Source organism: Serratia sp. BIGb0234, assembly GCF_024809915.1.
GTDB classification, from domain to species: Bacteria; Pseudomonadota; Gammaproteobacteria; order Enterobacterales; family Enterobacteriaceae; genus Serratia; species Serratia liquefaciens.
Genome location: NZ_JANUEI010000001.1, coordinates 1,183,578 through 1,205,658, shown reverse-complemented (window position 1 = coordinate 1,205,658; position 22,081 = coordinate 1,183,578). Strand labels below are relative to the sequence as shown.

22 protein-coding genes are annotated in these 22,081 nt (G+C 57.2%); 8 read left to right on the top strand and 14 right to left on the bottom strand.

All coding sequences use genetic code 11. The features are described from left to right. Positions 1-11: 11 nt before the first annotated feature. Positions 12-461, bottom strand: coding sequence for a GNAT family N-acetyltransferase (locus tag M2407_RS05980; RefSeq protein ID WP_176983977.1), 450 nt, complete (start codon positions 459-461; stop codon positions 12-14). Between the two features lie 260 nt (positions 462-721). Between M2407_RS05980 and M2407_RS05975 the strand changes: the two genes are divergently transcribed. After that, the gene (locus tag M2407_RS05975; protein ID WP_020826564.1) at positions 722-1,591 is read left to right on the top strand and encodes a fructosamine kinase family protein; all 870 of its coding nucleotides are present in this window, start codon (positions 722-724) and stop codon (positions 1,589-1,591) included. A 44-nt stretch (positions 1,592-1,635) separates the two neighbouring features. Here the strand turns inward: M2407_RS05975 and M2407_RS05970 are convergent, their stop codons facing one another. Continuing rightward, positions 1,636-2,196, bottom strand: a complete 561-nt coding sequence (locus M2407_RS05970; protein WP_020826563.1) for a YniB family protein — start codon at positions 2,194-2,196, stop codon at positions 1,636-1,638. A 195-nt stretch (positions 2,197-2,391) separates the two neighbouring features. Between M2407_RS05970 and M2407_RS05965 the strand changes: the two genes are divergently transcribed. From M2407_RS05965 to M2407_RS05950, 4 genes are all read left to right on the top strand, one after another. Further along, entirely contained in the window at positions 2,392-3,672 is a 1,281-nt protein-coding gene (locus M2407_RS05965) for a protease (RefSeq protein WP_259217094.1), read from the top strand. Between the two features lie 58 nt (positions 3,673-3,730). Continuing rightward, complete coding sequence (gene hxpB, locus M2407_RS05960) at positions 3,731-4,396, top strand: hexitol phosphatase HxpB (RefSeq protein ID WP_020826561.1); 666 nt, start codon at positions 3,731-3,733, stop codon at positions 4,394-4,396. A 396-nt stretch (positions 4,397-4,792) separates the two neighbouring features. Further along, positions 4,793-5,341 carry a metal-dependent hydrolase gene (locus M2407_RS05955; protein ID WP_020826560.1) on the top strand — a complete coding sequence of 183 codons (549 nt, stop codon included), beginning with the start codon at positions 4,793-4,795 and terminating at the stop codon, positions 5,339-5,341. A gap of 183 nt (positions 5,342-5,524) precedes the next feature. Then, a complete protein-coding gene (locus M2407_RS05950; RefSeq protein WP_020826559.1) occupies positions 5,525-6,916 on the top strand; it encodes an L-cystine transporter in 1,392 nt (463 codons plus the stop codon). A 64-nt stretch (positions 6,917-6,980) separates the two neighbouring features. Here the strand turns inward: M2407_RS05950 and phnX are convergent, their stop codons facing one another. Both phnX and phnW read right to left on the bottom strand, forming a co-directional pair. Beyond that, the gene (gene phnX, locus M2407_RS05945; protein ID WP_020826558.1) at positions 6,981-7,790 is read right to left on the bottom strand and encodes a phosphonoacetaldehyde hydrolase; all 810 of its coding nucleotides are present in this window, start codon (positions 7,788-7,790) and stop codon (positions 6,981-6,983) included. An 8-nt stretch (positions 7,791-7,798) separates the two neighbouring features. After that, positions 7,799-8,902 carry a 2-aminoethylphosphonate--pyruvate transaminase gene (gene phnW / locus M2407_RS05940; RefSeq protein ID WP_259217090.1) on the bottom strand — a complete coding sequence of 368 codons (1,104 nt, stop codon included), beginning with the start codon at positions 8,900-8,902 and terminating at the stop codon, positions 7,799-7,801. Positions 8,903-9,171: 269 nt separating this feature from the next. Between phnW and phnR the strand changes: the two genes are divergently transcribed. Then, a complete protein-coding gene (gene phnR / locus M2407_RS05935; RefSeq protein ID WP_122079031.1) occupies positions 9,172-9,891 on the top strand; it encodes a phosphonate utilization transcriptional regulator PhnR in 720 nt (239 codons plus the stop codon). A gap of 74 nt (positions 9,892-9,965) precedes the next feature. On the opposite strand, the gene kdgR is transcribed toward phnR, so the two are convergent. Continuing rightward, positions 9,966-10,757, bottom strand: coding sequence for a DNA-binding transcriptional regulator KdgR (gene kdgR, locus M2407_RS05930; protein ID WP_122079028.1), 792 nt, complete (start codon positions 10,755-10,757; stop codon positions 9,966-9,968). Between the two features lie 210 nt (positions 10,758-10,967). Here kdgR and M2407_RS05925 point away from each other — a divergent pair, with 210 nt between their 5' ends. Beyond that, complete coding sequence (locus M2407_RS05925) at positions 10,968-12,362, top strand: MFS transporter (protein ID WP_217331173.1); 1,395 nt, start codon at positions 10,968-10,970, stop codon at positions 12,360-12,362. A gap of 292 nt (positions 12,363-12,654) precedes the next feature. Here the strand turns inward: M2407_RS05925 and M2407_RS05920 are convergent, their stop codons facing one another. From M2407_RS05920 to M2407_RS05910, 3 genes are read right to left on the bottom strand one after another with little or no spacing between them, the layout of a single operon-like run. Further along, complete coding sequence (locus tag M2407_RS05920; protein WP_259217089.1) at positions 12,655-13,872, bottom strand: MFS transporter; 1,218 nt, start codon at positions 13,870-13,872, stop codon at positions 12,655-12,657. Next, on the bottom strand, positions 13,869-14,099 hold the full coding sequence (locus M2407_RS05915; protein ID WP_082100023.1) for a hypothetical protein: 231 nt from the start codon (positions 14,097-14,099) through the stop codon (positions 13,869-13,871). Before M2407_RS05915 ends, M2407_RS05920 begins: the two co-directional genes overlap by 4 nt. After that, positions 14,096-15,628 (bottom strand): MFS transporter, encoded by a 1,533-nt coding sequence (locus M2407_RS05910; RefSeq protein WP_259217083.1) that lies wholly within the window; start codon positions 15,626-15,628, stop codon positions 14,096-14,098. Before M2407_RS05910 ends, M2407_RS05915 begins: the two co-directional genes overlap by 4 nt. 175 nt (positions 15,629-15,803) lie before the next feature. Between M2407_RS05910 and M2407_RS05905 the strand changes: the two genes are divergently transcribed. Then, positions 15,804-16,691 (top strand): LysR family transcriptional regulator, encoded by an 888-nt coding sequence (locus tag M2407_RS05905; RefSeq protein ID WP_046373767.1) that lies wholly within the window; start codon positions 15,804-15,806, stop codon positions 16,689-16,691. A gap of 164 nt (positions 16,692-16,855) precedes the next feature. Here M2407_RS05905 and htpX read toward each other — a convergent pair whose 3' ends face one another. From htpX to M2407_RS05875, 6 genes are all read right to left on the bottom strand, one after another. Next, positions 16,856-17,734, bottom strand: coding sequence for a protease HtpX (htpX, locus tag M2407_RS05900; RefSeq protein WP_020826553.1), 879 nt, complete (start codon positions 17,732-17,734; stop codon positions 16,856-16,858). 407 nt (positions 17,735-18,141) lie between these two features. Next, on the bottom strand, positions 18,142-18,309 hold the full coding sequence (locus M2407_RS05895; RefSeq protein ID WP_259217082.1) for a DUF4260 domain-containing protein: 168 nt from the start codon (positions 18,307-18,309) through the stop codon (positions 18,142-18,144). A 28-nt stretch (positions 18,310-18,337) separates the two neighbouring features. Then, positions 18,338-18,526 (bottom strand): DUF4260 family protein, encoded by a 189-nt coding sequence (locus tag M2407_RS05890; protein ID WP_259217081.1) that lies wholly within the window; start codon positions 18,524-18,526, stop codon positions 18,338-18,340. A 99-nt stretch (positions 18,527-18,625) separates the two neighbouring features. Continuing rightward, complete coding sequence (prc, locus tag M2407_RS05885; protein WP_128864327.1) at positions 18,626-20,662, bottom strand: carboxy terminal-processing peptidase; 2,037 nt, start codon at positions 20,660-20,662, stop codon at positions 18,626-18,628. Positions 20,663-20,681: 19 nt separating this feature from the next. Further along, positions 20,682-21,392: an RNA chaperone ProQ gene (gene proQ / locus M2407_RS05880; RefSeq protein WP_020826550.1), complete on the bottom strand. Its 711-nt coding sequence runs from the start codon at positions 21,390-21,392 to the stop codon at positions 20,682-20,684. Positions 21,393-21,487: 95 nt separating this feature from the next. Next, positions 21,488-21,985: a GAF domain-containing protein gene (locus M2407_RS05875; protein ID WP_020826549.1), complete on the bottom strand. Its 498-nt coding sequence runs from the start codon at positions 21,983-21,985 to the stop codon at positions 21,488-21,490. Positions 21,986-22,081: the final 96 nt, after the last annotated feature.

The window sequence follows — 22,081 nt, the reverse complement described above, 5'->3', positions numbered from 1 at the left end:
GCCGCTGCTCATTACGGCTGCTGATAGATATCCGGTCGGACAATATGCCAGACAAAATCCTCGCGGTTTATCGCTTCATAACCCACCTTTTGATACAACCACGGCGCAGTACCGGTCACCAGCATAATCCGCCGCAGCCGCTGCAACACCGGGTGTTCCAGCGTGCAATCCATCAACCAACGCGCTAACCCTTGTCCCTGGTAGTCCGGGGAGACAAACACATCGCACAGATAGCCAAAAGTGGCGTAATCCGTCACCAGACGCGCAAAACCAATCTGCTGGTGTTGATGGTACAGGCCAAAGCACAGGCTATTGTCGATAGACAACTGCACCGTCGGCAACGAAATGCCGCTCGCCCAGCTTGAAGTGGTCAAAAATGCGTGAGTAAAGGAGAGGTTCAGTTCACTTGTATCGCAGTTGATCCGGTATTCCCCTCGCTGCCACTGCCGGTTTTGCTCCATTGTTGTTCATCTCATTGATAATGATAGTTATCTGAATCCTGCCCTTGCCGTAATAGCTGACGACCTTATAAACATCGCTCTCACGCCGCCAAGTTGCAACAGACGTCGTACTTAAATTAATCAATAGCGTATATACTTTGAGCAAATGCGATGGCGATAAAATCGCCGGTTGTTGGTGCCAGCTGTGCGCCAGGTCGTGTTTTCACAGGGCTAAAGACGCTAACCTAATGAATTCGCAGGCAACACAGAGGGGGTGTACCATGTGGCAAGCCGTTAGCCGTCTGTTAAGTGAACATCTTGGCAGCGCAGAAATCCGCGAAAGGACCGAACTGCCCGGGGGAGAAATCCATCCGGCGTGGCGCGTGAGTTACGGTGACAATCAGGTGTTTGTCAAATGCGACGCTCGCGAACTGTTGCCCATCTTCACCGCCGAAGCCGACCAGCTGGCCTTGCTGGCGCGCAGTAAAACCGTGCGGGTTCCGCAGGTGTACGGCGTAGGCAGCGATCGCGATTACAGCTTCTTGCTGCTGGAATACCAAACCCTGAAACCTTTAGACGCCCATGGCGCTCACTGTCTCGGACAACAGCTGGCCCATTTACACAAGTGGAGCGAACAGCCGCAGTTTGGCCTCGACTTCGACAACGACCTGTCCACCACCCCGCAGCCCAACGCCTGGCAGCGCCGCTGGTCAGAGTTTTTTGCCGAACAGCGCATTGGCTGGCAACTGCAGATGGCGGCAGAGAAAGGCATGACCTTTGGGGATATCGATGAGATTGTCGACATCGTGTATCTGCGTTTGCAGCATCATCAGCCGCAACCTTCTCTTCTGCACGGGGATTTGTGGCCGGCCAACTGCGCAATGACCGCCGACGGCCCACTGCTGTTCGATCCGGCCTGCTATTGGGGCGACAGAGAGTGTGATTTGGCCATGCTGCCGCTGTATCCGGAACTGCCGCCGCAGATTTACGACGGCTACCAGAGCGTCTGGCCGTTAGAGAGCGGCTTTATCGAACGTCAGCCGCTTTATCAACTGTATTACCTGCTCAACCGCAGTAACCTGTTCGGCGGGCAGCATCTGGTTCGGGCCCAACGCGCGGTGGAAGCGTTGCTGCATCCCGAGTCCCGATAAAATAAAGGCGCTGAAATCAGCGCCTTTTTAATGAGCAGCCGTTATCAGGCAGCCCCGGCCAGTTGGCCGAGCAGCTTGATCACAAACCAGCCAATCACCGCAATCACCACCGGCAAAATGTACAGCGGGAAGTATTGCAGCAAGATGGTGTGGTGCGGCAGCGTAATGCGCTCTTCCAACTGCGCACGCGTATGCCCTTCACTGCCTTTAGCCTGTTCGAGGATCATCTGATCTTCCAGGCCTTCGCGGATAAACTTCACCTGACGTGACATACGTGCGCCAGAGGCCTGCAGCGCCAGCCCGACAAAAATCAGAATATAAATGATGATAAACATCAGGTTCGCGCCGCTGAACAGGCTTTTTTCTACGTCCGGTACCGGCGAGTTATACCAGAAGATATTCAGGAACGGGGTGTTAAAGCGCACCATATCTACCATTACGTGAACGAAATCCAGCATTACTGCGTTGATGCCTTTGGTCTTTTCGCTGTGTTGATACACAAACATCAGCAGCGAGATCAGCGTTGACAGTAACGCAGGGATGAAAACCACCCAGCCAAGAATACGTTTTAAAATGGCAATGCGCCCAGCCTGTTGATACGTCATGTGTTCCCCTTGTAAGCGACGTAACCGTAATGGGCTAAGTCTACCTGTAGTTGTTGAAACTCGCCCACCGTTTTCTTCAGCACTGCTGTGCTACAAGCGTAGCCGGGATTATCCGAAATCAACAGCTTAACGGCGAGCGCGCGTTGCCGGTAAATAGTTATATAGTTAAATCAAACCGTTTAAACAGGGGCCGCCATGATTCGGCTGATTATCTTATTGCTGGGTGCGCAAGCGCTGCGGGGGCAACGCCGCCTGCTAATGCTGTTCGGTTGGGCGTGGATCGCCGTAGGCGCGCTGATGCTGTTCGATGTACTTCAGGACGGGCGTTCGGTGCTGGCTTTGGATGCGCTGGCAGTACTGCTGGCGCTGGAGGGATTAGTGGCGATTTCCGCCGCATTGGTGATCGGCTCATCCGCCAGTCGCCCGGTGTTACTGAAGGGATTGGGCTTTTTGTTTCTGGCCTTTTTAGTTTGGGACGTGCCCGCCGACGACAACATCGTCGCCACGCTGGTGTTTGGCAGTGCGCTACTGCTTGACGGTGCGGTTCGCATTGCTTCTTCTACGGTGATCCAGCACAGCCGCTGGAAACCGGTCGCGCTGGCGGGCAGCGGCGAAATCTTGCTTTCGCTGATGATTTTTATTGGCTGGCCGGTGCCGCATCGGATGACGGTTCCTTTTTGTATCGGCGTGATGATCCTGCTTTCCGGCTGGGTACTGTTACGCATAGCCCGCAGGTTGGAAAGCTTCTCGCTAAATCAGAACCCGCAGTTAGCCACTCAGCCGCAAACCAATGACGCTAATCCGCTCAGGGTGTATGTCTGGACACCGACAGGATCGGCAAAAGATGCCCGCAGGCGTTACATCGTCGATCGCTATATCGCGGCGGTGGACGGCAGCGGCAATATATCCACTGGCCATGCCGCCCTGGCGTTGGCACCGGACGTGTATATCAGCCACTATCCGCTTAACGAAATCAGCCAGTCCGCACAAGATTTCCGCCGGCTATTGCACTCCGGTGAACAAAATAACGTCGACGGACGCTTTCTGCCCGATTTGCAACAGGAAGTGGCGGCCTGGTGCCCGCCGGACAAAAAAATACAGTTTCGCCGTTACAACCCGACGGCATTACGCGCGTTCTGGCAGCGTTATCGTCAGGATGCCACTTACAATCTGACTCGTCGCAACTGCTCCACCACGGTTATTCAGGCGCTCGATAGCGCGCTGGAAGGTGTACTGGGCGATAAACATCTGTGGCGGCGTTTCCTGTTGCTGATACTCGATCCCAACCTGTGGATGTTGGCGGTGCTGCGTAGCCGTGGCGAAAGCATGACCTGGACACCGGGGTTGGTGCTTGATTATGCCCGCATGCTGCAACAGGTCACCGAACGCCAGCATCAGCGCTGGTGGCTAAAAGTGCAGGAGATGTGGCGCATCCTGCGTTTTGGCAAGGCTCAGCCACGCAGGCAAAAATTTTAGTCTCAACGCCGGCGATGATAAAGTGTCGGGCACATTCACCGGCAGGAGTTAACCGATAATGGCCTATTCGCAACGCATTGAAACCGCTATTTTTGATATGGACGGTTTATTGATCGATTCAGAACCGCTGTGGCTACAGGCAGAACTGGATATCTTTGGCGCACTGGGGCTGGATTTGTCAGACCGCCACAAACTGCCGGATACCCTGGGTCTGCGCATCGATCTGGTGGTGAAGATGTGGTACCAGGCCATGCCGTGGCAAGGGGTGTCGCAAGAAGAAGTCTCTGCACGTATTATCGAGCGCGCCATCGAGCTGGTGCGTGAAAAACGCCCCCTGCTGCCTGGCGTACAACAGGCGCTGGAGCTGTGCCGCAGCCTGGATCTGAATATTGGCCTGGCCTCCGCCTCACCGCTGCACATGCAACAACAGGTGCTGCAGATGTTTGACCTCGAAGGCTACTTTGATCAACTTGTCTCCGCCGAGTACTTGCCTTACAGCAAGCCGCACCCGGAAGTGTACCTGATCGCCGCCGAGCGCCTGGGCAGCGATCCCCTGCGCTGTATAACGCTGGAAGACTCGTTCAACGGCATGATTGCCACCAAGGCCGCGAGGATGCGTTCTATCGTGATCCCTGCGCACGAGTATCGTCATGATGGCCGTTGGGCGCTGGCCGACCACAAGCTCGATTCCCTTGAGCAACTCACCTCCGATCATCTGGCCTGATTTTCACGGCATCGGCTTACTGCCGGTGCCGCTAACCTGACTTCTCCCGTCATTTCGTTGCTTAAGTTCAAAATCTGGCTACACGTCATAAAATAAATAAAACATTATTTCATTTTTATTGAGTTACTGTTGCGGCCTCATTATGCTGCAGTTCAAGAAAGTCGCCGGACGTTAGGCACAGGCTGTCACTGCCACGCAGCCTTACCCTGTCGTCCGGCGCTTTCTCCCACGCCCATCCCCTTACCGCAGCAAAAGCGTACAGCACTTGGCCATTTAAGTAACAAGCCGTTGTAAAACCGGGAAAAATAAACAATTGGTTACAGGGTAACTGCTTCCACTACTGGGAATTTTCCCATATACTGGATAAATTAACAGTTTATCAGCCGGAACAGCAGTATGACCGCGGAAGGACATCTTATTTTTTCTGTCGCTTGCGCGATTTTCGCCAAGAAGGCCGAGGTGACCCCAGAGCTGGCAACGGGCGACTGGTGGCACATCATCCCTGCCGCGCTGTTGACCTCACTGCTGCCCGATATCGATCACCCCAAGTCGGTACTGGGCCAACGGTTGCGCTGGATTGCTATTCCGATATCGCGCGCCTTCGGCCACCGCGGTTTTACCCATAGCCTGCTGGCGATCGCCGGCGGCATGGCGTTGTTCCAGCTTGACGTGCCGCGCAGTTGGCCGATTCCGGCCGACGTCCTGCATGCCATGATCATCGGTTACTTCAGCCATCTGCTGGCGGATATGCTCACTCCCGCCGGCGTCCCCTTACTCTGGCCATGCCGCTGGCGCTTTCGTCTGCCGCTGCTAAATTCTCAGAAAGGCAATCAGCTTGAGCGCGCCCTGTGCCTGTGTCTGGTGGCTTTCGCTATCTATTGGCAGGGCGGATGCACCATCCCAGTGCAGTCTTATTTTGAGCAAATAAAAAATATCAGACTGTGATCACATAAAAACGGACATTTAATAACCACCAAGTGCATAAATTAAACAAATTTGCGCAATGAGTTATATCAAATTCCATTTGGATATAAGTGAGCCGTTAAGCAAACTGTTACGATATTTAGTATCGCTACGCCATGGTGCATAGCCATTTTCATATAAGAAAAAATTTTGGAGACATTGGGGATGAATTTTCCGCTGGTTATTAACGTGGTGATTTTTGTCGCCCTCCTTTTGCTGTTGGCGCAAAGCCGCCATAAGCAATGGAGCCTGGCGAAAAAGGTACTGGTCGGCCTGGTCATGGGTGTGGTGTTCGGTTTGGCACTGCAGCTGGTGTACGGTTCGGACAATCCGGTACTGAAAGAATCCATCAGCTGGTTCAACATCGTCGGTAACGGCTATGTGCAACTGCTGCAAATGATTGTCATGCCGCTGGTCTTCGCCTCGATTCTGAGCGCGGTCGCCAAGCTGCATAACGCCTCTTCCCTGGGGAAAATCAGCTTCCTGACTATCGGCACCCTGTTGTTCACCACGCTGATTTCGGCGCTGGTGGGCGTGCTGGTAACTAACCTGTTCGGTCTGACCGCTGAAGGCTTGGTGCAGGGGGCGCAGGAAAGTGCGCGTCTGTCCGCAATCCAAAGCAACTATGTGGGCAAACTGGCCGACCTGACCGTACCGCAGATGGTGCTGTCCTTCATTCCTAAAAACCCGTTCGCCGATCTGACCGGTGCCAGCCCTACCTCAATCATCAGCGTGGTAATCTTCGCGACCTTCCTGGGTGTGGCGTCGCTGCAGCTGCTGAAAGACGACAAGCCAAAAGGTGAGCGCGTGCTGGTCGCTATCGACACCCTGCAGGCCTGGGTGATGAAACTGGTGCGTCTGGTGATGAAACTGACTCCCTATGGTGTTCTGGCGCTGATGACCAAAGTGGTTGCCGGCTCTAACGTTCACGACATCATCAAACTGGGTAGCTTCGTCGTGGCCTCTTATCTGGGTCTGGCGATCATGTTTGCGGTGCACGCTGCCCTGCTGGCCTTCACCGGCGTTAATCCGCTGAAGTTCTTCCGCAAGGTATGGCCGGTCATCACTTTCGCCTTTACCAGCCGCTCCAGCGCCGCCAGCATTCCGCTGAACGTGGAAGCGCAAACCCGTCGCCTGGGCGTACCGGAATCCATTGCCAGCTTCTCGGCCTCGTTCGGCGCCACCATTGGCCAGAACGGCTGTGCAGGCTTGTACCCAGCGATGCTGGCGGTGATGGTGGCCCCAACCGTCGGGATTAACCCGCTGGACCCGGTGTGGATCGCGACCCTGGTCGGTATCGTCACCATCAGCTCCGCCGGTGTAGCCGGCGTGGGTGGCGGCGCGACTTTCGCTGCGCTGATCGTGCTGCCGGCAATGGGTCTGCCAGTGACGCTGGTTGCCCTGCTGATCTCCGTTGAACCGCTGATCGACATGGGCCGTACCGCACTGAACGTCAACGGCTCTATGGCGGCGGGTACCATCACCAGCCAACTGATGAAGCAAACAGACAAGTCCATTATGGACAGTGAAGACGAAGTGGAACTGGCTCACCAGTAAATCTCGTCGGCAATAAAAAACCGGGGCTTGTTCGCAGCCCCGGTTTTTTATATCTGCAATCCACTCAGGGCCGTTCGCCCGCCGCCAGTCGCTGATTGATTTCAGCAATCACATCCGGCAGTTGTGCCAATGTATCAATCACGTAGTGCGCGCCGGCGGAATACAGTTTATCGGTTGCCAAAGCGCGCCGCTTGTTAACTTCCGACTCACTCATTTGTTGGTATTCCTGCCAGGTAGCCCCAAACTCGTTACCCGACAGCGCCAGCCCGATGCTCCACATGCCTGCATTCAATCCTTCGCTGATACCCGGCACTGCATCATCCACTTTCACACAGTGCGCCACCGAATCGATACCCAGCGTAATCACGTTTTGCAGCGCCATCCACGGGCCTGGACGCCCACCAGCGGCCAAATCGTCAGTCGCAACCCAGTGATCCGGCGCGTAACCTCGCAGCGCCGCTGCCGGCGCCAGCACCTCCATCACCGCCCGCGGATAACCCGAACAGGAACCTATCTTGATGCCCTGCTCACGCAATGCAGCAATCACCTGTGGCACACCCTCAATCGGATCGGCAAAGTCGACCACCTTGGCAATTTGCAACGGCATAAAAGCCTGATACAGCGCGTCAATGTCCTGATGGCTCATGGAGCGGCCCAACTGCTGCCGCCAACGCGCATCCACCTCGGGCAATTTTCCCAAAGCCTCAATGTGCTGCCATTTGCCCAACCCCATCGGAATGCGCGCCTCCGCCAGGCTGATGTCGATATCAAAGGTCTGCTTAAAGGCTTCAACAAAAATCTGCGTTGGCGCAAAGGAGCCGAAATCTACCGTGGTGCCGGCCCAGTCGAGTATTACTGCGTTAATCTGACTCATGCTCATCCTCATTGCTCCCAGTACATTGCCTGCCCGACCGCGGCCAGCAAACGTTCGATATCCTGCGGGTAAACTTCGCCGATATTGCCAATGCGGAAGCAGTCGCTCTGCGATACCTTGCCCGGATAGATGACAAAGCCCTGCTGTTTCAGGCGCTGATAGAACTCGGTAAAACGGTAAGTGTCGGCCTTCGGCGAATAGAACGCGGTGATGATCGGCGAGTGCAAATCATCCTCCAACAGGGTTTCGAACCCCAGCGCGCGCATCCCAGCCACCAGCCGCTGCTGGTTTGCCCGGTAACGAGCGTGGCGGGCATCGATCCCCCCTTCTTGCTCCAGCTCGCGCAGCGCCTGAGCAAAAGCCAGCACCGTATGCGTCGGCGAGGTAAAGCGCCATTTGCCGGCGTTATCTTCCATACAGCGCCACTGGGCATACAGATCCAACGACAGCGAGCGCGAGCGCCCCGCGCACTTATCCAGTTCATTGCGGCGGGCAATCACAAAGGCGAAACCCGGCACGCCCTGAATGCATTTATTTGCCGAGCTGATCAGATAATCAATGCCCAGCGCATCGACATCCAGCGGAATACCGCCGAAACTGCTCATCGCATCCACGATCAGGGTTTTGCCATTTCGCGCCGCCAGGCCTGAGACGCGCTCCAGCGGATTCAGCATTCCCGTGGTGGTTTCACAATGCACCATGGCGATATGGCTGATGCCTGCATCGCCTTTCAATACCGCCTCCATCGCCTCAACATCCGGCTCATTCACTTCACCACAGTTGAACGCATGGTGATTGATGTCCATCAACCGGGCCATTTCGATCATCCGCGCACCATAAGCGCCGTTATTGACGATCAGCAATTTGTCCTGCGGCCCCATTACCGTGCCCAATACCGCTTCAACCGCAAAACTGCCGCTGCCTTGCAACAACACTGAGGTGTAGCCCGTTGACCGAGTCGCCAGCGCCTCGAGCTTCTGACGAATGTTCTGCACCACGCCCAGGTTGTAATCTTCATCCCAGGTACAGCTATCGAACAGCATCGCTTCCTTCACCGTTTTTGAGGTGGTCAACGGGCCAGGGGTTAACAGCAAATAATCGTGCTCAGACATTTCATTCACCCAATTGGTCTATACCAGATGAGTATTATACTGACCGCAACCCGGCCTTCGGGTCAAACGCCAACCGCAGGTGAAACAAAAAATTCATCTGGGCATGTATACCCCAAATAATTCGAGTTGCTTGTAGGCGGCAACTGAGTGAATCCCCAGGAGCTTACTCAAGTAAGTGACTGGGGTGAGTGAAGGCAGCTAACACCCAAGCCACTTGAAGTATGACGGGTATATAATGAGCGCGTGCCGTAATGCCATAGCGAGATGAAATGAAAGAACATCTGGGTGAGTTGCCCCACTACCTGCAAATCAAGGAACAGCTACAGGCGCGTATCACTCGCGGCGCGCTGCAGGCGGGCGATAAGCTGCCTTCCGAACGCGAGCTGTGCGCCATTTTCTCTACTACTCGTGTCACCGTACGGGAAAGCCTGGCGCAGTTGGAAGCCACCGGTGCCATCTACCGCGCCGACCGCAGGGGTTGGTTTGTTACGCCGGAAAGGTTGTGGTTGGATCCGACGCAGAACACCAACTTCCACCGGTTGTGCCAGGAGCAGGGGCGCACGCCGCGCACTGAACTGTTGTCCGCCGAAAAAACCGCGGTGCCACTCGACGTAATGCGACCATTAGCGCTGGAGCCGAATGACCCAATTTATCTGCTGCGCCGCGTACGCTATGCCGACGGCCGGGCTATTTGCTATTGCGAGAACCACTGCCTGCCGCAGCGGGTGCCTGAATTGCTCAACCAGGATCTTAACGGCAGCCTGACCGAGATTTATCAGCAACGGTACAATTTGATTTACCACCGGATGCACCTGTCGTTTTACCCTACCGCCCTGCCATACGCCGCCGCTACTGCGTTGGGCGCGATGGTTGGCCTGCCCGCACTGCTGCTGCGCCGGTTAAACTACGACCAGCACGGGCGAATTCTCGATTTTGATATCGAATACTGGCGGCATGACAGCCTGCGCATTGAGGTCGATACGCTGTGATCTCTGCCCTGTGCCAAACAAAAAAGGGCGCCGCCGGTGAATGGCTGCGCCCTTGATTTGGTCAACTGACGGGATCAGTACGGGTAGTCGTGATAGCCCATTTGCTCGGAAATGTTGCGCGCGGCGGTGTGCAGACGTTTGACGTAATCTGCCCTGGCATCTTCAGAGTAACGAATCGACGGGAACGAAATGCTCAGGCCGGCGGTCACTACGCCAAAGCGGTCAAATACCGGCACCGCAATACAGCGCAGCCCTGCTTCTTGCTCTTCGATGTCCTCACCCACACCTTGCTCACGCACTTGATCCAACAGCGACAGCAGCGCCCCGGCATCGGTCAGGGTATTCGGCGTGCTGCGGGTAAATTCAATCTGCGACAGAATTTGCGCCACTTCCGCCCTATCGCGCCACGCCAACAACACTTTGCCGATCGCGGTACTGTGCAACGGGTTACGCCGACCGATGCGCGAATACATGCGCAGGTTATATTGCGCGTCGATTTTATGGATATAGACAATGCTGTCTTCGTCCAGCGCCCCAAGGTGAATGGCTTCCCGGGTGTGATTCGACAGTTCACGCATTTGAACATCTGCAATACGAATCAGATCGACGTTCTGCAACGACTTGGCACCCAGTTCAAACAGCTTGAGCGTCAGGGCATATTTTTCCGTTTCCCCTTCCTGCGACACATAGCCCAACGACTTCATGGTCTGAAGAAAACGGTATACGGTACTTTTGGACATCATCACCCGCTGGGAAAGCTCAGTAATGCCAATCTCACGCTCCTCGCCCAGCGCCTGCAAGATACCGAATACCTTCAGCACGGAGGAAACCGCATCCGGTTGTTTGTCTGGATCTGCGTTCACCATAGTCAAAATCCTACCCAGCTTTTGTGTTTTAAGAAATTTGAACAAGGGTTTCAGTATACGCGGTACCGCAGAAGCCACGCAATCGGCTGGGCTGAATGCAAGCAGGGATCTCATCGGTTATTACAATTGAACGGAAAAGTGTGGATGCAATCGCAGACGAACATGATTAGCATGGTAATACTCCCCCGGATTAATACCTTCGAGATCAACATGCGTTCTTGTACCGACGGCCTCCCCGTCCCGCAGCGCTATGGGGCAATCCTCGCCATTGCCCTCGGCATTACCGTTTCCGTGCTCGACGGCGCAATCGCCAACGTGGCGCTGCCGACTATCGCTCGCGATCTGAACGCCAGCCCAGCCAGCTCCATCTGGGTGGTGAACGCCTATCAGTTAGCCATCACCATTTCCCTGTTGTCGCTGGCCTCGCTCGGCGATCTGATTGGCTATCGCCGCATCTATCAGGCCGGTTTGCTGGTCTTCAGCGTGACTTCACTGTTTTGCGCACTGTCAGACTCGCTGACGACGCTGACTATTGCTCGCGTGCTTCAGGGGTTTGGCGCCGCCGCCATCATGAGCGTCAACACCGCACTGATCCGCATTATCTATCCGCAACGTTTTCTCGGACGCGGCATGGGCATCAACTCGCTGATTGTCGCCTTTTCTTCGGCTGCCGGGCCCACGGTGGCGGCGGCAATCCTCTCGGTTGCCTCGTGGCAATGGCTGTTTGCCATCAACTTGCCGATCGGCATTGTGGCGTTGCTGCTGGGGATGAAATATCTTCCCGCCAATAGTCAGAAGAGCAGCAATCAGCGTTTCGACCCAACCAGTGCGGTGATGAACGCCCTGACTTTCGGGCTGCTGATCACCGCCATCAGCGGTTTTGCCCAGGGCCAGAGCCTGACGTTGATTTTCAGTGAAATCGCCGCGCTGCTGGTCATTGGCTTCTTCTTTGTCCGCCGCCAGCTGCGCCAGGAATTTCCGCTGCTGCCGGTAGACCTGCTGCGTATCCCGATTTTCGCCCTGTCGATGGGCACCTCAATCTGTTCCTTTACCGCACAAATGCTGGCGATGGTTTCGTTACCTTTCTTTCTGCAAGGGACGCTGGGCCGCGATGAGGTCGCCACCGGGCTGTTGCTGACCCCCTGGCCGCTGGCGATTATCGTCATGGCACCATTGGCCGGGCGGCTGGTGGAACGGATCCACGCCGGATTATTGGGTTGTATCGGCCTGGCGGTGTTTGCATTGGGGTTATTCTTGCTGGCATTGCTGCCGCATAACCCTTCCGATCTGGATATCATTTGGCGCATGGTGCTGTGCGGCGCCGGCTTCGGGCTGTTTCAATCGCCCAATAACCACACCATTATTTCCGCCGCCCCGCGCAACCGCAGCGGCGGTGCCAGCGGCATGTTGGGTACCGCCCGACTATTGGGGCAGACTTCCGGTGCCGCACTGGTGGCACTGATGTTCAATCTGTTCCCCACTTCCGGTACCCACGCTTCGTTGATTCTGGCCGGTACCTTTGCCACGCTGGCGGCGGCAGTCAGCAGCCTGCGCATTACCCAACCGCGTGCGCAAGCGGTAGAAAGCCGTGAGCAAGCCAAATAGCAGGCATAAAAATGTTATCGGCCAGTAATTGCGTAGCGAAGATGACGTTGACGTTTTTTCCTGAGGTCTTGAGCCATTGCCGGATGCGGACCGTGAAAGACGGCTCATCAAGGAATAGCCACGCTTCATTGAGAATCAGCAACGCGGGCACGCTGTCGAAACAGACGCACGGTTCATGCTCGAAGAACAACTTGCCCGCGCGGTTCAGGCGTATGCCGGGCGTGGTTCGTGCGAACGCACCATGCCCAGTTCTTAGACTACGGCAAGCAACGGAAATGCCGCAGCGCCATCGTCATTCCCTCTTGGAAGGTTGCATTGTGCGAGGTTCGCCAAGAACCGCCAACGCCTTGAACACGAACAACCCGCCCACGCCTGCGACCAGGGCCAGCGCGATGGCGAACAGCGTGGCGCCGCCCGCCAGCCCAAGCCTGTCGATCAGATAGCCGGCCGCAACCGGCAGCAGCCCCGCCGGGATATAGCCGCCGATGTTGAACACTGCATTCGCCTCGGCGCGTCGTCCGTCGGGCACATGCAGACCAATCAGGGTCAGGCCACCCAACTGACCCAGGCCCTGTCCGGCCCCCGCCAGCAGCGCCGCCACCACCAGCATCGGTGCGAGCGAGGCATGCACGGCGATGCCCAGACTCGCCATCGCCAATACCGTGGCCGTGGTGCTGGCCAGGAAGATCGAGCGTATCGGCCAGTGGCGCACCGCGAACTGCACGCCTGTGGCGGTCAGGAACATGGCGCAGGCCATGCCGCCGGCGATAATGGGGCTGCGCACGTCGAGCAGCCGGGACAGCAGCGATGGCCCCAGCGCCAACACGAACGAGGTTGCAGTGATACCTGGCCCGAAAGTGGCGATGCCGCAGGCCAAATGCCGCCGATTGGCGACGGGCACCGTGGGTAGCCGAAGGCGCAATGGTTCGCCGCCGGATCGAGCCGGACGGCACAAAGGCAGTAAGCAGGCAACGGCCAGCGCACTGCCGAGGACGGCCAGTTCGGTGGCGAACACCGACAGGATCGGATGCGCCCGCGTTTGCGCCAAGCCCCCCGCGAGCAGCGGGCCCAGTCCGGCTCCGAACACCATCGACACCGAAGCCAGCAACGCCGCCTGGCGCCTGCGATCGCTGCCGCCCAGGTCGCCGACGGCCGCCATACCAGCCGATACCATGACGCCCACGGCGATGCCCGTCAGCAGCCGGGCAATGCCCAAAGCCAGCACTGACTGTGCACCGGCGAACAGCAGGCAGGCCGTCAGCGCGGCCAGCAGGCCCGGCAGCAGGATCGGCCTGCGGCCATAGCGGTCGGACAACTGCCCGGCGACCAGCAAGGTGCCCAGCAACCCGGCGATGTAGAGGGCGAAGATAACCGTCAGCATGCCGGTGGAGAATCCGATTTCCTGCTGCCAGTAGACGTACAGCGGCGTCGGCGAGTTGGACAGCATGAACACGGCCGTCACCAGCCACGCCGCCCCCCACATGGGCACCGTCGATGGGCGGCCGGTCATGGCTGAGCCTCTCCGACGTCCTGCATCGTTGCATCGCCCCCCCTGACGGGAAACTCCGACAGCGCGTATTCCGCCAAAACTTCGGCGGTGGTACGCCGCAACGGTTTCAGATTCAACGCGACGAGGGCCACCCCTTGCGCCTGTTGCCGCATCCAAAGGGAGACCCGCGCATAGGCCCAATGCTGGGCAAGGTCGATCGGTAAGGAACCTGTCCCGGCCTGGCTCATACCGCCGCTCCCGCATCTTCATGGGCACGCGAACGGCCGAGCAAGGCAAACACCAGCAATGCCGTCAGTGCCGACGATGCGGCCAGGACGTACAAGACCCAGCGGAATGCGTGGTCGTAGGTTGCCAACAGCAAGGCGCGTTCACCGGGCACCAGCGCGGACGCCTGCGCCAGATCGCCCAGCGCGGCACGGTTGGCGGCCTCGATCACAACGGCTGGAGCAGCCGCGTCCAAGGCGCCGAGCAATCCAGCCTGGAGCAGGAACGACAACAGCGCACCCGCCACTGCAATGGCAATACCGTCAGCCGAGACGCGCACGCAGTTGAAGATCCCTGTCGCCATGCCCGCGCGTTCTTTCTCCACTACGCTCACGGCCATGCCATCCATCAACCCCCACGGCAGGCCAATACCGATACCGATAAGCGCCAGCGGCACCACCAACGCGGCACCAGCCCCTCCCGCCAGCACCTGGCCCAGCCAGATCAGCCCGACCGCCACCAGCAGCAGCCCGACGCCGGACAATATGCCGGAGGTAAACCAGCGCGACAGTAGCGCGGCAAGGAACGGCACCACCAGCAGCGGCGCAGCCAGGGCAATCATCATTTGCCCCGCTTCGAGCGCGCCCAGCCCGTCGATACCGATGAAACGGCCTGGCAGCATCACGATCAGCGTGACGAAAAAGAAGGCCGGCGACGCGCCCAGCACCTGCACGCCGACGAAACGCGCACGGCTGAACAACGATAGGTCGAGCATAGGGCGGGCGACACGCCGTTCGATCCGCACGAAGGCCACGAACAGCACGACCGCCGCCAGCAGCGAGCCGATGACCGCGGCGCTGCGCCAGCCGTCCTCCGGCGCCAGCAGGATGCCGTAGGTGAACAAAGTTAGTGCGGCGGTGAAGCTGATAGCGCCCGGCCAGTCCAGGCCCTTGGCCTGCGGGTCGCGGGACTCCGTGGCGCTGGCCCAAACCAGCCCGAAGCCGGCCACACCGATCAGTGCCGTCGCCAGGAACACCCAGCGCCAGCCGGCGATTTCCACCAACCCACCCGCCGCCAGTGGCCCGAAGGCCAAGCCGATGCCGAACGTGGTGCCAAGCAGGCTGAATACCCGTGTGCGGATCGAGCCATGGAAGGTCTGCGCCAGCGAAGACATGGCGCCGGCGAAGGCGGCTGCGCCACCCAGGCCTTGAGCCAGGCGCAGGCCGTCGATCCAGCCGACCGAGGGTGCCAGCGGAATGGCGAACGTCACCAGCACGAACAGCGCCAGCCCAACCAACCACACGCGCTTGCGGCCATAGGTATCGGTCAGACTTCCGGCCGCCATCATGGCGCTGCCGTAGGTCAGGATGTAGCCATTAACCACCCAGTTCAATTGCACTGCCGTCCCGCCCAACTCCTGGCTGATGGACGGCAGCACGACAGCTGGCCCGGTGAAGCACAACGGGATCAGGATGCCGGTGAGGCAAGCGGCCAGCAGTTGCAGCCAGTCGCGGCCGTTAGTACCGCCAATGGCGGCCGAGGCGTGTGTCATGGAAAAACTCCGCTAAAGAATCCGTGAAGGGACAGGCAGACACCAAAGCCATAGCTCGAAAGACAAGACAGCCGCATCCAACCTGTGCAGCCGTCAGCGTATGCGTTCGCACGGTTAAGAAAAATAGGCTAAGGTTCCGAACATATCGGACAAATATTCTTAGATGGGCGACGCAATGGATTTCCTCAACGGCATCGAGTTCTTCGTGCAGGCGGCCGAAGCCCGCAGCTTTTCTGAGGCTGGGCGAGTGCTCGGCATCTCGTCTTCCGCCGTAGGCAAGAGCGTAGCGCGGCTTGAAGAACGGCTAGGTGTGCGCCTGTTCCATCGCAGCACGCGCAGCATCACACTAACGGCCGAAGGCGCTTTGTTCCTTGAGCGTTGCCGGCGTATCCTCTCCGAAGTCGAAGCCGCGGAGCTGGAACTGTCGGAAACCCGGCAGGCGCCCCGAGGCAAGCTGCGCGTGAGCCTGCCGTTGGTCAGCGGCCTGGTCATGCCGGCGCTGACGGCCTTCATGCACCGCTACCCGGCCATCGAGCTGGATGTGGATTTCTCGGATCGGATGGTCGATGTGATCGAGGATGGATTCGATGCCGTCATTCGCACCGGGGAGCCAGCGGACTCCCGGCTGATGTCGCGTCCACTGGGCACCTTTAAGCTGCTGCTGATCGGTGCGCCCCGGTACTTCGCCGCACGCGGCACGCCAAGTGTGCCGTCCGACCTCACGGGCCATTCCTGCCTGCAACACAAGTTCCCGAGCACCGGAAAGTTCGAGCCGTGGCCCTTGCGCATGCGGGAGGGCGAAGCGGAACCTGTCCTCCCGGCCTCGATGGTGTGCAATACCACCGAGGCCCTGGTTCACGTCGCCCGCGATGGCCTCGGGATCGCCTGCCTGCCGGACTTCATGGTGTGCGACGCGATCATGGCGGGCGAGCTGGTGACGGTGTTGGACGACTTCAACCAGCACCAGGGCACCTTCCGCATGCTCTGGCCGTCGAGCAAGCACCTGGCGCCGAAGCTGCGCGCGTTCATCGACTTCATGAGCGCGGAGCTTTTTAAGTCCTGATGGTTCACGAGCGGCTCGAGGGAGATCGAATCAATCTTACCCAATGAACAGCGTGGCCTGCGCAGGCGTTCGCCTCTGTCTGCTTGTATGAAAGCTTCTCCATCAGCCCGGCGACGCCTGAAATAAAAAACCCCGGCAAGCCGGGGTTTTTTACGTTCTTTGGGTTACTTCAGGTACTGGCCTGAACGCAGCGCTTCGATACGCTTATCGAGCGGCGGGTGAGACATGAAGAGTTCGCTGAACGACTTGGATTTGCCGTTAATACAAAACGCCATCATGCTGCCTGCTTCCTGCGGTTCATAGCTGGTTTTCAGCCGTTGCAGCGCCGCGATCATCTTCTCGCGGCCCACCAGTTTGGCGGAGCCTGCGTCGGCGTAGAACTCACGGTGACGCGAGAACCACATGGTGATGATGCTGGCCAGGATACCGAACACCAGTTCCAACACCATCGACACGGCAAAATAGATCATCGGGTTGCCGTTACCTTCCCCTTCACCGTCACGGTTACCCAGGAAGCCGGCGGCCACCTGCGCAATCAGGCGCGAGATAAAGATCACGAAGGTGTTCACGATACCCTGAATCAGCGTCATGGTCACCATGTCACCGTTAGCGACGTGACTGATTTCATGGGCGATAACCGCCTCCGCTTCGTCACGGCTCATGCTCTGCAGCAGACCGGTACTGACGGCGACCAACGAAGCGTTGCGACGCGCGCCGGTGGCGAAGGCGTTAATGTCCGGTGCGTGATAAATAGCGACCTGCGGCATGGCAATGCCCGCCTGCTGCGACTGACGACGTACCGTTTCCAGCAGCCAGTTTTCGGTTTCGTTACGCGGCTGTTCAATCACTTCCCCGCCAACGGAGCGCAGCGCCATCCATTTGGACATCAGCAGTGAGACAAAAGAACCGCCGAAGCCGAACAGACCGGCCATGATCATCAGGCCCTGAACGCTACTGGATTGGATTCCTGTCAGGCTGAGCACCAGCCCGAAAACCAACATCACCGCCAGGTTGGTGAGCAGGAACAGAGCTATACGCATCATAAAATGTTTACTTCCTCATAAATGTTAACAAAACGCTGCCTTGGATACCCTAGATCGTATGGGCATTCATCACAGTTTCAAGAGTTGTACGCCATTAACCTACTAAAAATACGAAACTTTACAAAAACGGCGCTTCAGCAATACTCCCCAAATTGTAAACGATTGTTGCGTAAAGCGGCGAGTTTTTATGGGAATTTTATCTGCGACCCAATCCGATCAACCGAACAAAATTCCGTCCCCTGCACAGGAAGCAAAGTGTCCGCCAGCCCCAGCCGGTAAGATTTACGTCACAAAGCGCTACCCTTACCGTCGCTCCCTGATCTATTTCCTCGCCGGCGGCAACTGGGCTTACGCAACCGCAAGAAAACGGGCTGCACACCGGCCTCGCACTTCGAGGGGGCGGTATTTTAACGCTGTGGTTTACGTCCCAGCCCGCCCAGATGGGTATCTGCAAAGCCGCTAGCGTATTTCAGCCCATAACCCAAGGCTCGATCAAAACCGATATGCGCGCCCCAAATCAACGCCGCCATCAACCAGTGTGGCTGTTGGGTTCCCGCAAATACCAGGCCGCACAACGCCGGTCCAATATAAGAGTGGGCAAGGTTATAGCCGATGGCCCCCCGCTTTTTTACCCAATACATAGGCCAGAAAAGAGATGTCGGGGATCAGGAAACAGGCGGCAAACAATCCCCAACGGTAGTGTTGTCCGTGGTATATCACCACGGACAGTATCAACACCAGCACGGCTTCAAAACGGAGTACAGCGCGCATTGACGGGCTTAAGTCGCTCATCGTGACCTCACAAAACGTTTAATTTCGACTCGGGGCCCTGACCGCGCCCATTAAAAAACGCACCCGAAGGTGCGTTTTTCTTTTTGGTGCTTGGCTGCGTTACTTCGTCGCCGCTGGCTGCGCCTGTTCAAGGTGCGCCAGATCCAGAGCGATATGCACGGTTTCATCCAGGTATGGGTCGGGCTCCTGGTAATCCTTCGGCAGATCCTCCAGCTTCTTCAACGGCTTTTTACCGGCGCGCTGCAGGCGGTCATTAATGCGCTGCAGACGGGTAGCGTCATCATCGTGGTTCTCTTTCTCACGCTGGGCAAGATTGAGTGAAACGATGTTGCGCTTGTCCTTCAGCGCCTTGTAATGCGCGATATCCTGCGCGATGTACTGGAACTCAGGATCCTTGGCGATACGCTGCTCGTGATCTTTCAGCAATTCAGGATCGAAAGGCTTCAGATCGCCAGTTTTGGTGTAGGTCGCCGCATTAATACTGTCCCACGGCATCGCATTGTCTTCAAAGGCTTCACCGGTTTCCGCCGGATCAATGCCGCTCGGCATCAGGATATCCGGGGTTACGCCTTTACGCTGGGTACTGCCGCCATTCACGCGGTAGAACTTCTGAATGGTGTATTGCACCGAGCCCAACGCCGGCCATTCCGGACGCAGCATCTGGTCGTAAATGCGGTTCAGCGAACGGTACTGCTGGACGGTGCCTTTACCGAAGGTCGGTTCACCGACGATCAGCGCGCGGCCGTAGTCCTGCATCGCCGCAGCAAAGATCTCGGAAGCCGAGGCGCTGAAGCGGTCAACCAGCACCACCAGCGGCCCTTTGTAGTAGGTCACGCCGTCGGTGTCCGCGTCTTCACGCACCTTGCCGTTGTTGTCACGTACCTGCACCACCGGTCCGCTCGGAATGAACAGACCGGACAGTGATACCGCTTCGGTCAGCGCGCCGCCGCCGTTGGTGCGCAGATCGATGATCAGGCTCTTGACGTTCTGCTTGGCCATCTTCTGCAACTGAACTTTCACATCATCGGTCAGGCCAACGTAGAAGCCTGGGATGTCCATCACCGCGACTTTCTCTTTGCCGACGGTCTTGATGGTCATCTTCACCGCGCGATCTTCCAGACGAATACGCTCGCGGGTCAGTGTGACCACACGGGTTTTGGTGCCTTTGCCCGCAGGCAGAATATCCAGGCGCACTTTGCTGCCCTTTGGCCCTTTGATCAGCGAAACCACATCGTCCAGACGCCAGCCGATAACATCAACCATAGGTTTACCCGCCTGGCCAACGCCGACAATACGGTCACCCACGGTGATCGCCTTGCTCTTCGCCGCTGGGCCACCCGGTACCATGGAATTGATCAGGGTGTAGTCGTCATCCATCTGCAGCACTGCACCGATGCCTTCCAATGACAGGCTCATTTCGGTGTTGAACTGTTCGGTATTGCGCGGGGACAGATAATTGGTATGCGGGTCGATTTCATGCGCGAAGGCATTCATCGCCAGTTGGAATACGTCTTCGCTGTTGCTTTGCGTCAGGCGCTTAATAGCGAACTGATAGCGTTTGGTCAGCGTTTCGCGAATTTCCTTGTCGGTCTTGCCGGTCAGTTTGAGGTTCAGCTCGTCATATTTGACTTTGGCATCCCACAGGCTGTCCAGTTCGGCCTTGTCTTTCGGCCACGGCGCTTTGCTGCGGTCGAGATCGATAGTGTCGTTGCCGGTGAAGCTCATTGGCTTTTCCAGCAGCGACAAGGCATAGGTGTAACGCTCAAAACGGCGTTTTTGGGCCAGATTGTACAGCGCGTATGGCGTATCCAGCTTACCGCTTTTCAGCTCTTCGCCAAGCTGGTTGCGCTTGTCGGCGAATTGCGCCACGTCGGAGGCCAGCAACACGTTATGGTTGTAGTCCAGCATATTCAGGTAACGATCGAAGATCTTGCCTGAAAAGTCCGCATCGAGGGCAAACTGGCGGTAATGAGAGCGAGTGAAGCGCGAGGTTACGCGCTCACTCACCGTTGCATGTTGCGGTTCCTGCTTAAGCTGGGGCAGTTGATCGATGCGGATGTTGGCTGTGTCCGCTCCGTAACTGACGCCCGCCCACAACAGACCCGCGACTGCTGTTAATCTGACAAATTTGTTCATGCCTTGGTTGGCCTCCGTATCAGAACTGCAAGTGTTCTGCGCGCACAATCATCGCCAGACCGGAAGAGAGCTGCACACGTACGCCATCTTTAGCGATTTCGAGTACGGTAGCATCCATCGCGCTCTTGCCTGCTCTGACTTTGATTTCTTGGCCAATTTGCAGTTTAGAGATATCCGTGACTGGCACATGGCGCTGCTGGCTTTCCTCTTTGACTTCACGAGGTTGACGAGCGGGCTGTGGGCGAGTTTGTGGGCGTGGCTTGCGGTTCTCCGGTGCGGCTCCGCCTTCGCGACGTGCAGCAGGTTTTTTACCGGCTGGACGTGGACGACGCGGTTGCGCATCGGCTGATTCGCCGGCAGCTTCACGTTTTTTGGCGTTTTGTTCGGCACGCTGTGCCTGAACGCGCGCTTTCGCTTCTTCAAGCTGTTGGCGGGCATGATCGACATGCTGCTGTTCGAGTTCACCGCACGGGTTGCCGTCTAAATCGACGCGCTGCGCGCCAACTTTGACGCCGTACAGGTAACGCCAGCTAGAGGTGTACAGGCGCAGGGCAGAACGCAATTGCGTTTTGCTGAGGTTCTCTTCCCCTTGAACACGCTCGACCAGATCCTGAAAAATACCGATTTTCAACGGGCGAGCTTCGCCCTCGGCGCTAAAGCAGAGCGGAAAACGCTCGGCAAGAAAAGCAATGACTTCTTTACTAGAGTTCAACTTAGGTTGATTTTCCATGAAATTTCCTGATTACAACGGGTTTGCCAACCAGCGCAGGCATGAACAGGCGTCATTATAATGACGCCATCGGTAAATGCCACGTTAACCGTAGATCAACTTGCTGCCACAGTGACATATTTCGCACTATCACACTGTTCCAGCTGCGCACAAAGCCCCGCCACCACTGCTTCCAGGCCCCTTTCGTCCTGTTCGTCGAAACGTTGATAAACTGTGCTGTCGATATCAAGAACGCCGATAATCTGACCGCTAACATTCAGCGGCAGCACAATTTCTGCATTACTGGCTGCGTCACAGGCGATATGGCCTGGGAACGCATGGACATCACCAACACGTTGCACGCGGTTTTCCGCCACGGCAGTCCCGCACACACCCTTGCCTACCGGAATACGTACGCAGGCGATTTTCCCCTGGAACGGACCGAGCACCAATTGCGCGCCATCCATCAGATAAAAACCTGCCCAATTGACGTCATCAAGGCGCTCGTTGATCAACGCACTGGCGTTGGACAACGCGGCGATAAAGTTGGTTTCCCCGTCAAGCAGCGCGCACAAATCACGTTTTAATTCCGCGTAGAATTGTTCTTTTGTCATGTGTTAACCATTAATACCGTGAAGATGGCCAGAAGCCCAAGTCTTAAGCCCTATAAAATAAGCATTAAATGCCTATAGCCACAAGGTTAATCATCT

Excerpts from the sequence above, each read along its gene's own strand:
- M2407_RS05875 (WP_020826549.1), bottom strand. The coding sequence starts at position 21,985 with ATGACAAAAGAACAATTCTACGCGGAATTAAAACGTGATTTGTGCGCG.
- M2407_RS05915 (WP_082100023.1), bottom strand. The coding sequence starts at position 14,099 with ATGAGCCAGGCCGGGACAGGTTCCTTACCGATCGACCTTGCCCAGCAT.
- phnX (WP_020826558.1), bottom strand. The coding sequence starts at position 7,790 with ATGAGTCAGATTAACGCAGTAATACTCGACTGGGCCGGCACCACGGTA.
- htpX (WP_020826553.1), bottom strand. The coding sequence starts at position 17,734 with ATGATGCGTATAGCTCTGTTCCTGCTCACCAACCTGGCGGTGATGTTG.
- M2407_RS05950 (WP_020826559.1), top strand. The coding sequence starts at position 5,525 with ATGAATTTTCCGCTGGTTATTAACGTGGTGATTTTTGTCGCCCTCCTT.
- M2407_RS05910 (WP_259217083.1), bottom strand. The coding sequence starts at position 15,628 with ATGACACACGCCTCGGCCGCCATTGGCGGTACTAACGGCCGCGACTGG.
- kdgR (WP_122079028.1), bottom strand. The coding sequence starts at position 10,757 with ATGGTGAACGCAGATCCAGACAAACAACCGGATGCGGTTTCCTCCGTG.
- hxpB (WP_020826561.1), top strand. The coding sequence starts at position 3,731 with ATGGCCTATTCGCAACGCATTGAAACCGCTATTTTTGATATGGACGGT.
- phnW (WP_259217090.1), bottom strand. The coding sequence starts at position 8,902 with ATGTCTGAGCACGATTATTTGCTGTTAACCCCTGGCCCGTTGACCACC.
- M2407_RS05920 (WP_259217089.1), bottom strand. The coding sequence starts at position 13,872 with ATGACCGGCCGCCCATCGACGGTGCCCATGTGGGGGGCGGCGTGGCTG.
- prc (WP_128864327.1), bottom strand. The coding sequence starts at position 20,662 with ATGAACAAATTTGTCAGATTAACAGCAGTCGCGGGTCTGTTGTGGGCG.
- M2407_RS05905 (WP_046373767.1), top strand. The coding sequence starts at position 15,804 with ATGGATTTCCTCAACGGCATCGAGTTCTTCGTGCAGGCGGCCGAAGCC.
- phnR (WP_122079031.1), top strand. The coding sequence starts at position 9,172 with ATGAAAGAACATCTGGGTGAGTTGCCCCACTACCTGCAAATCAAGGAA.
- proQ (WP_020826550.1), bottom strand. The coding sequence starts at position 21,392 with ATGGAAAATCAACCTAAGTTGAACTCTAGTAAAGAAGTCATTGCTTTT.
- M2407_RS05955 (WP_020826560.1), top strand. The coding sequence starts at position 4,793 with ATGACCGCGGAAGGACATCTTATTTTTTCTGTCGCTTGCGCGATTTTC.
- M2407_RS05890 (WP_259217081.1), bottom strand. The coding sequence starts at position 18,526 with ATGAGCGACTTAAGCCCGTCAATGCGCGCTGTACTCCGTTTTGAAGCC.
- M2407_RS05970 (WP_020826563.1), bottom strand. The coding sequence starts at position 2,196 with ATGACGTATCAACAGGCTGGGCGCATTGCCATTTTAAAACGTATTCTT.
- M2407_RS05925 (WP_217331173.1), top strand. The coding sequence starts at position 10,968 with ATGCGTTCTTGTACCGACGGCCTCCCCGTCCCGCAGCGCTATGGGGCA.
- M2407_RS05980 (WP_176983977.1), bottom strand. The coding sequence starts at position 461 with ATGGAGCAAAACCGGCAGTGGCAGCGAGGGGAATACCGGATCAACTGC.
- M2407_RS05975 (WP_020826564.1), top strand. The coding sequence starts at position 722 with ATGTGGCAAGCCGTTAGCCGTCTGTTAAGTGAACATCTTGGCAGCGCA.
- M2407_RS05965 (WP_259217094.1), top strand. The coding sequence starts at position 2,392 with ATGATTCGGCTGATTATCTTATTGCTGGGTGCGCAAGCGCTGCGGGGG.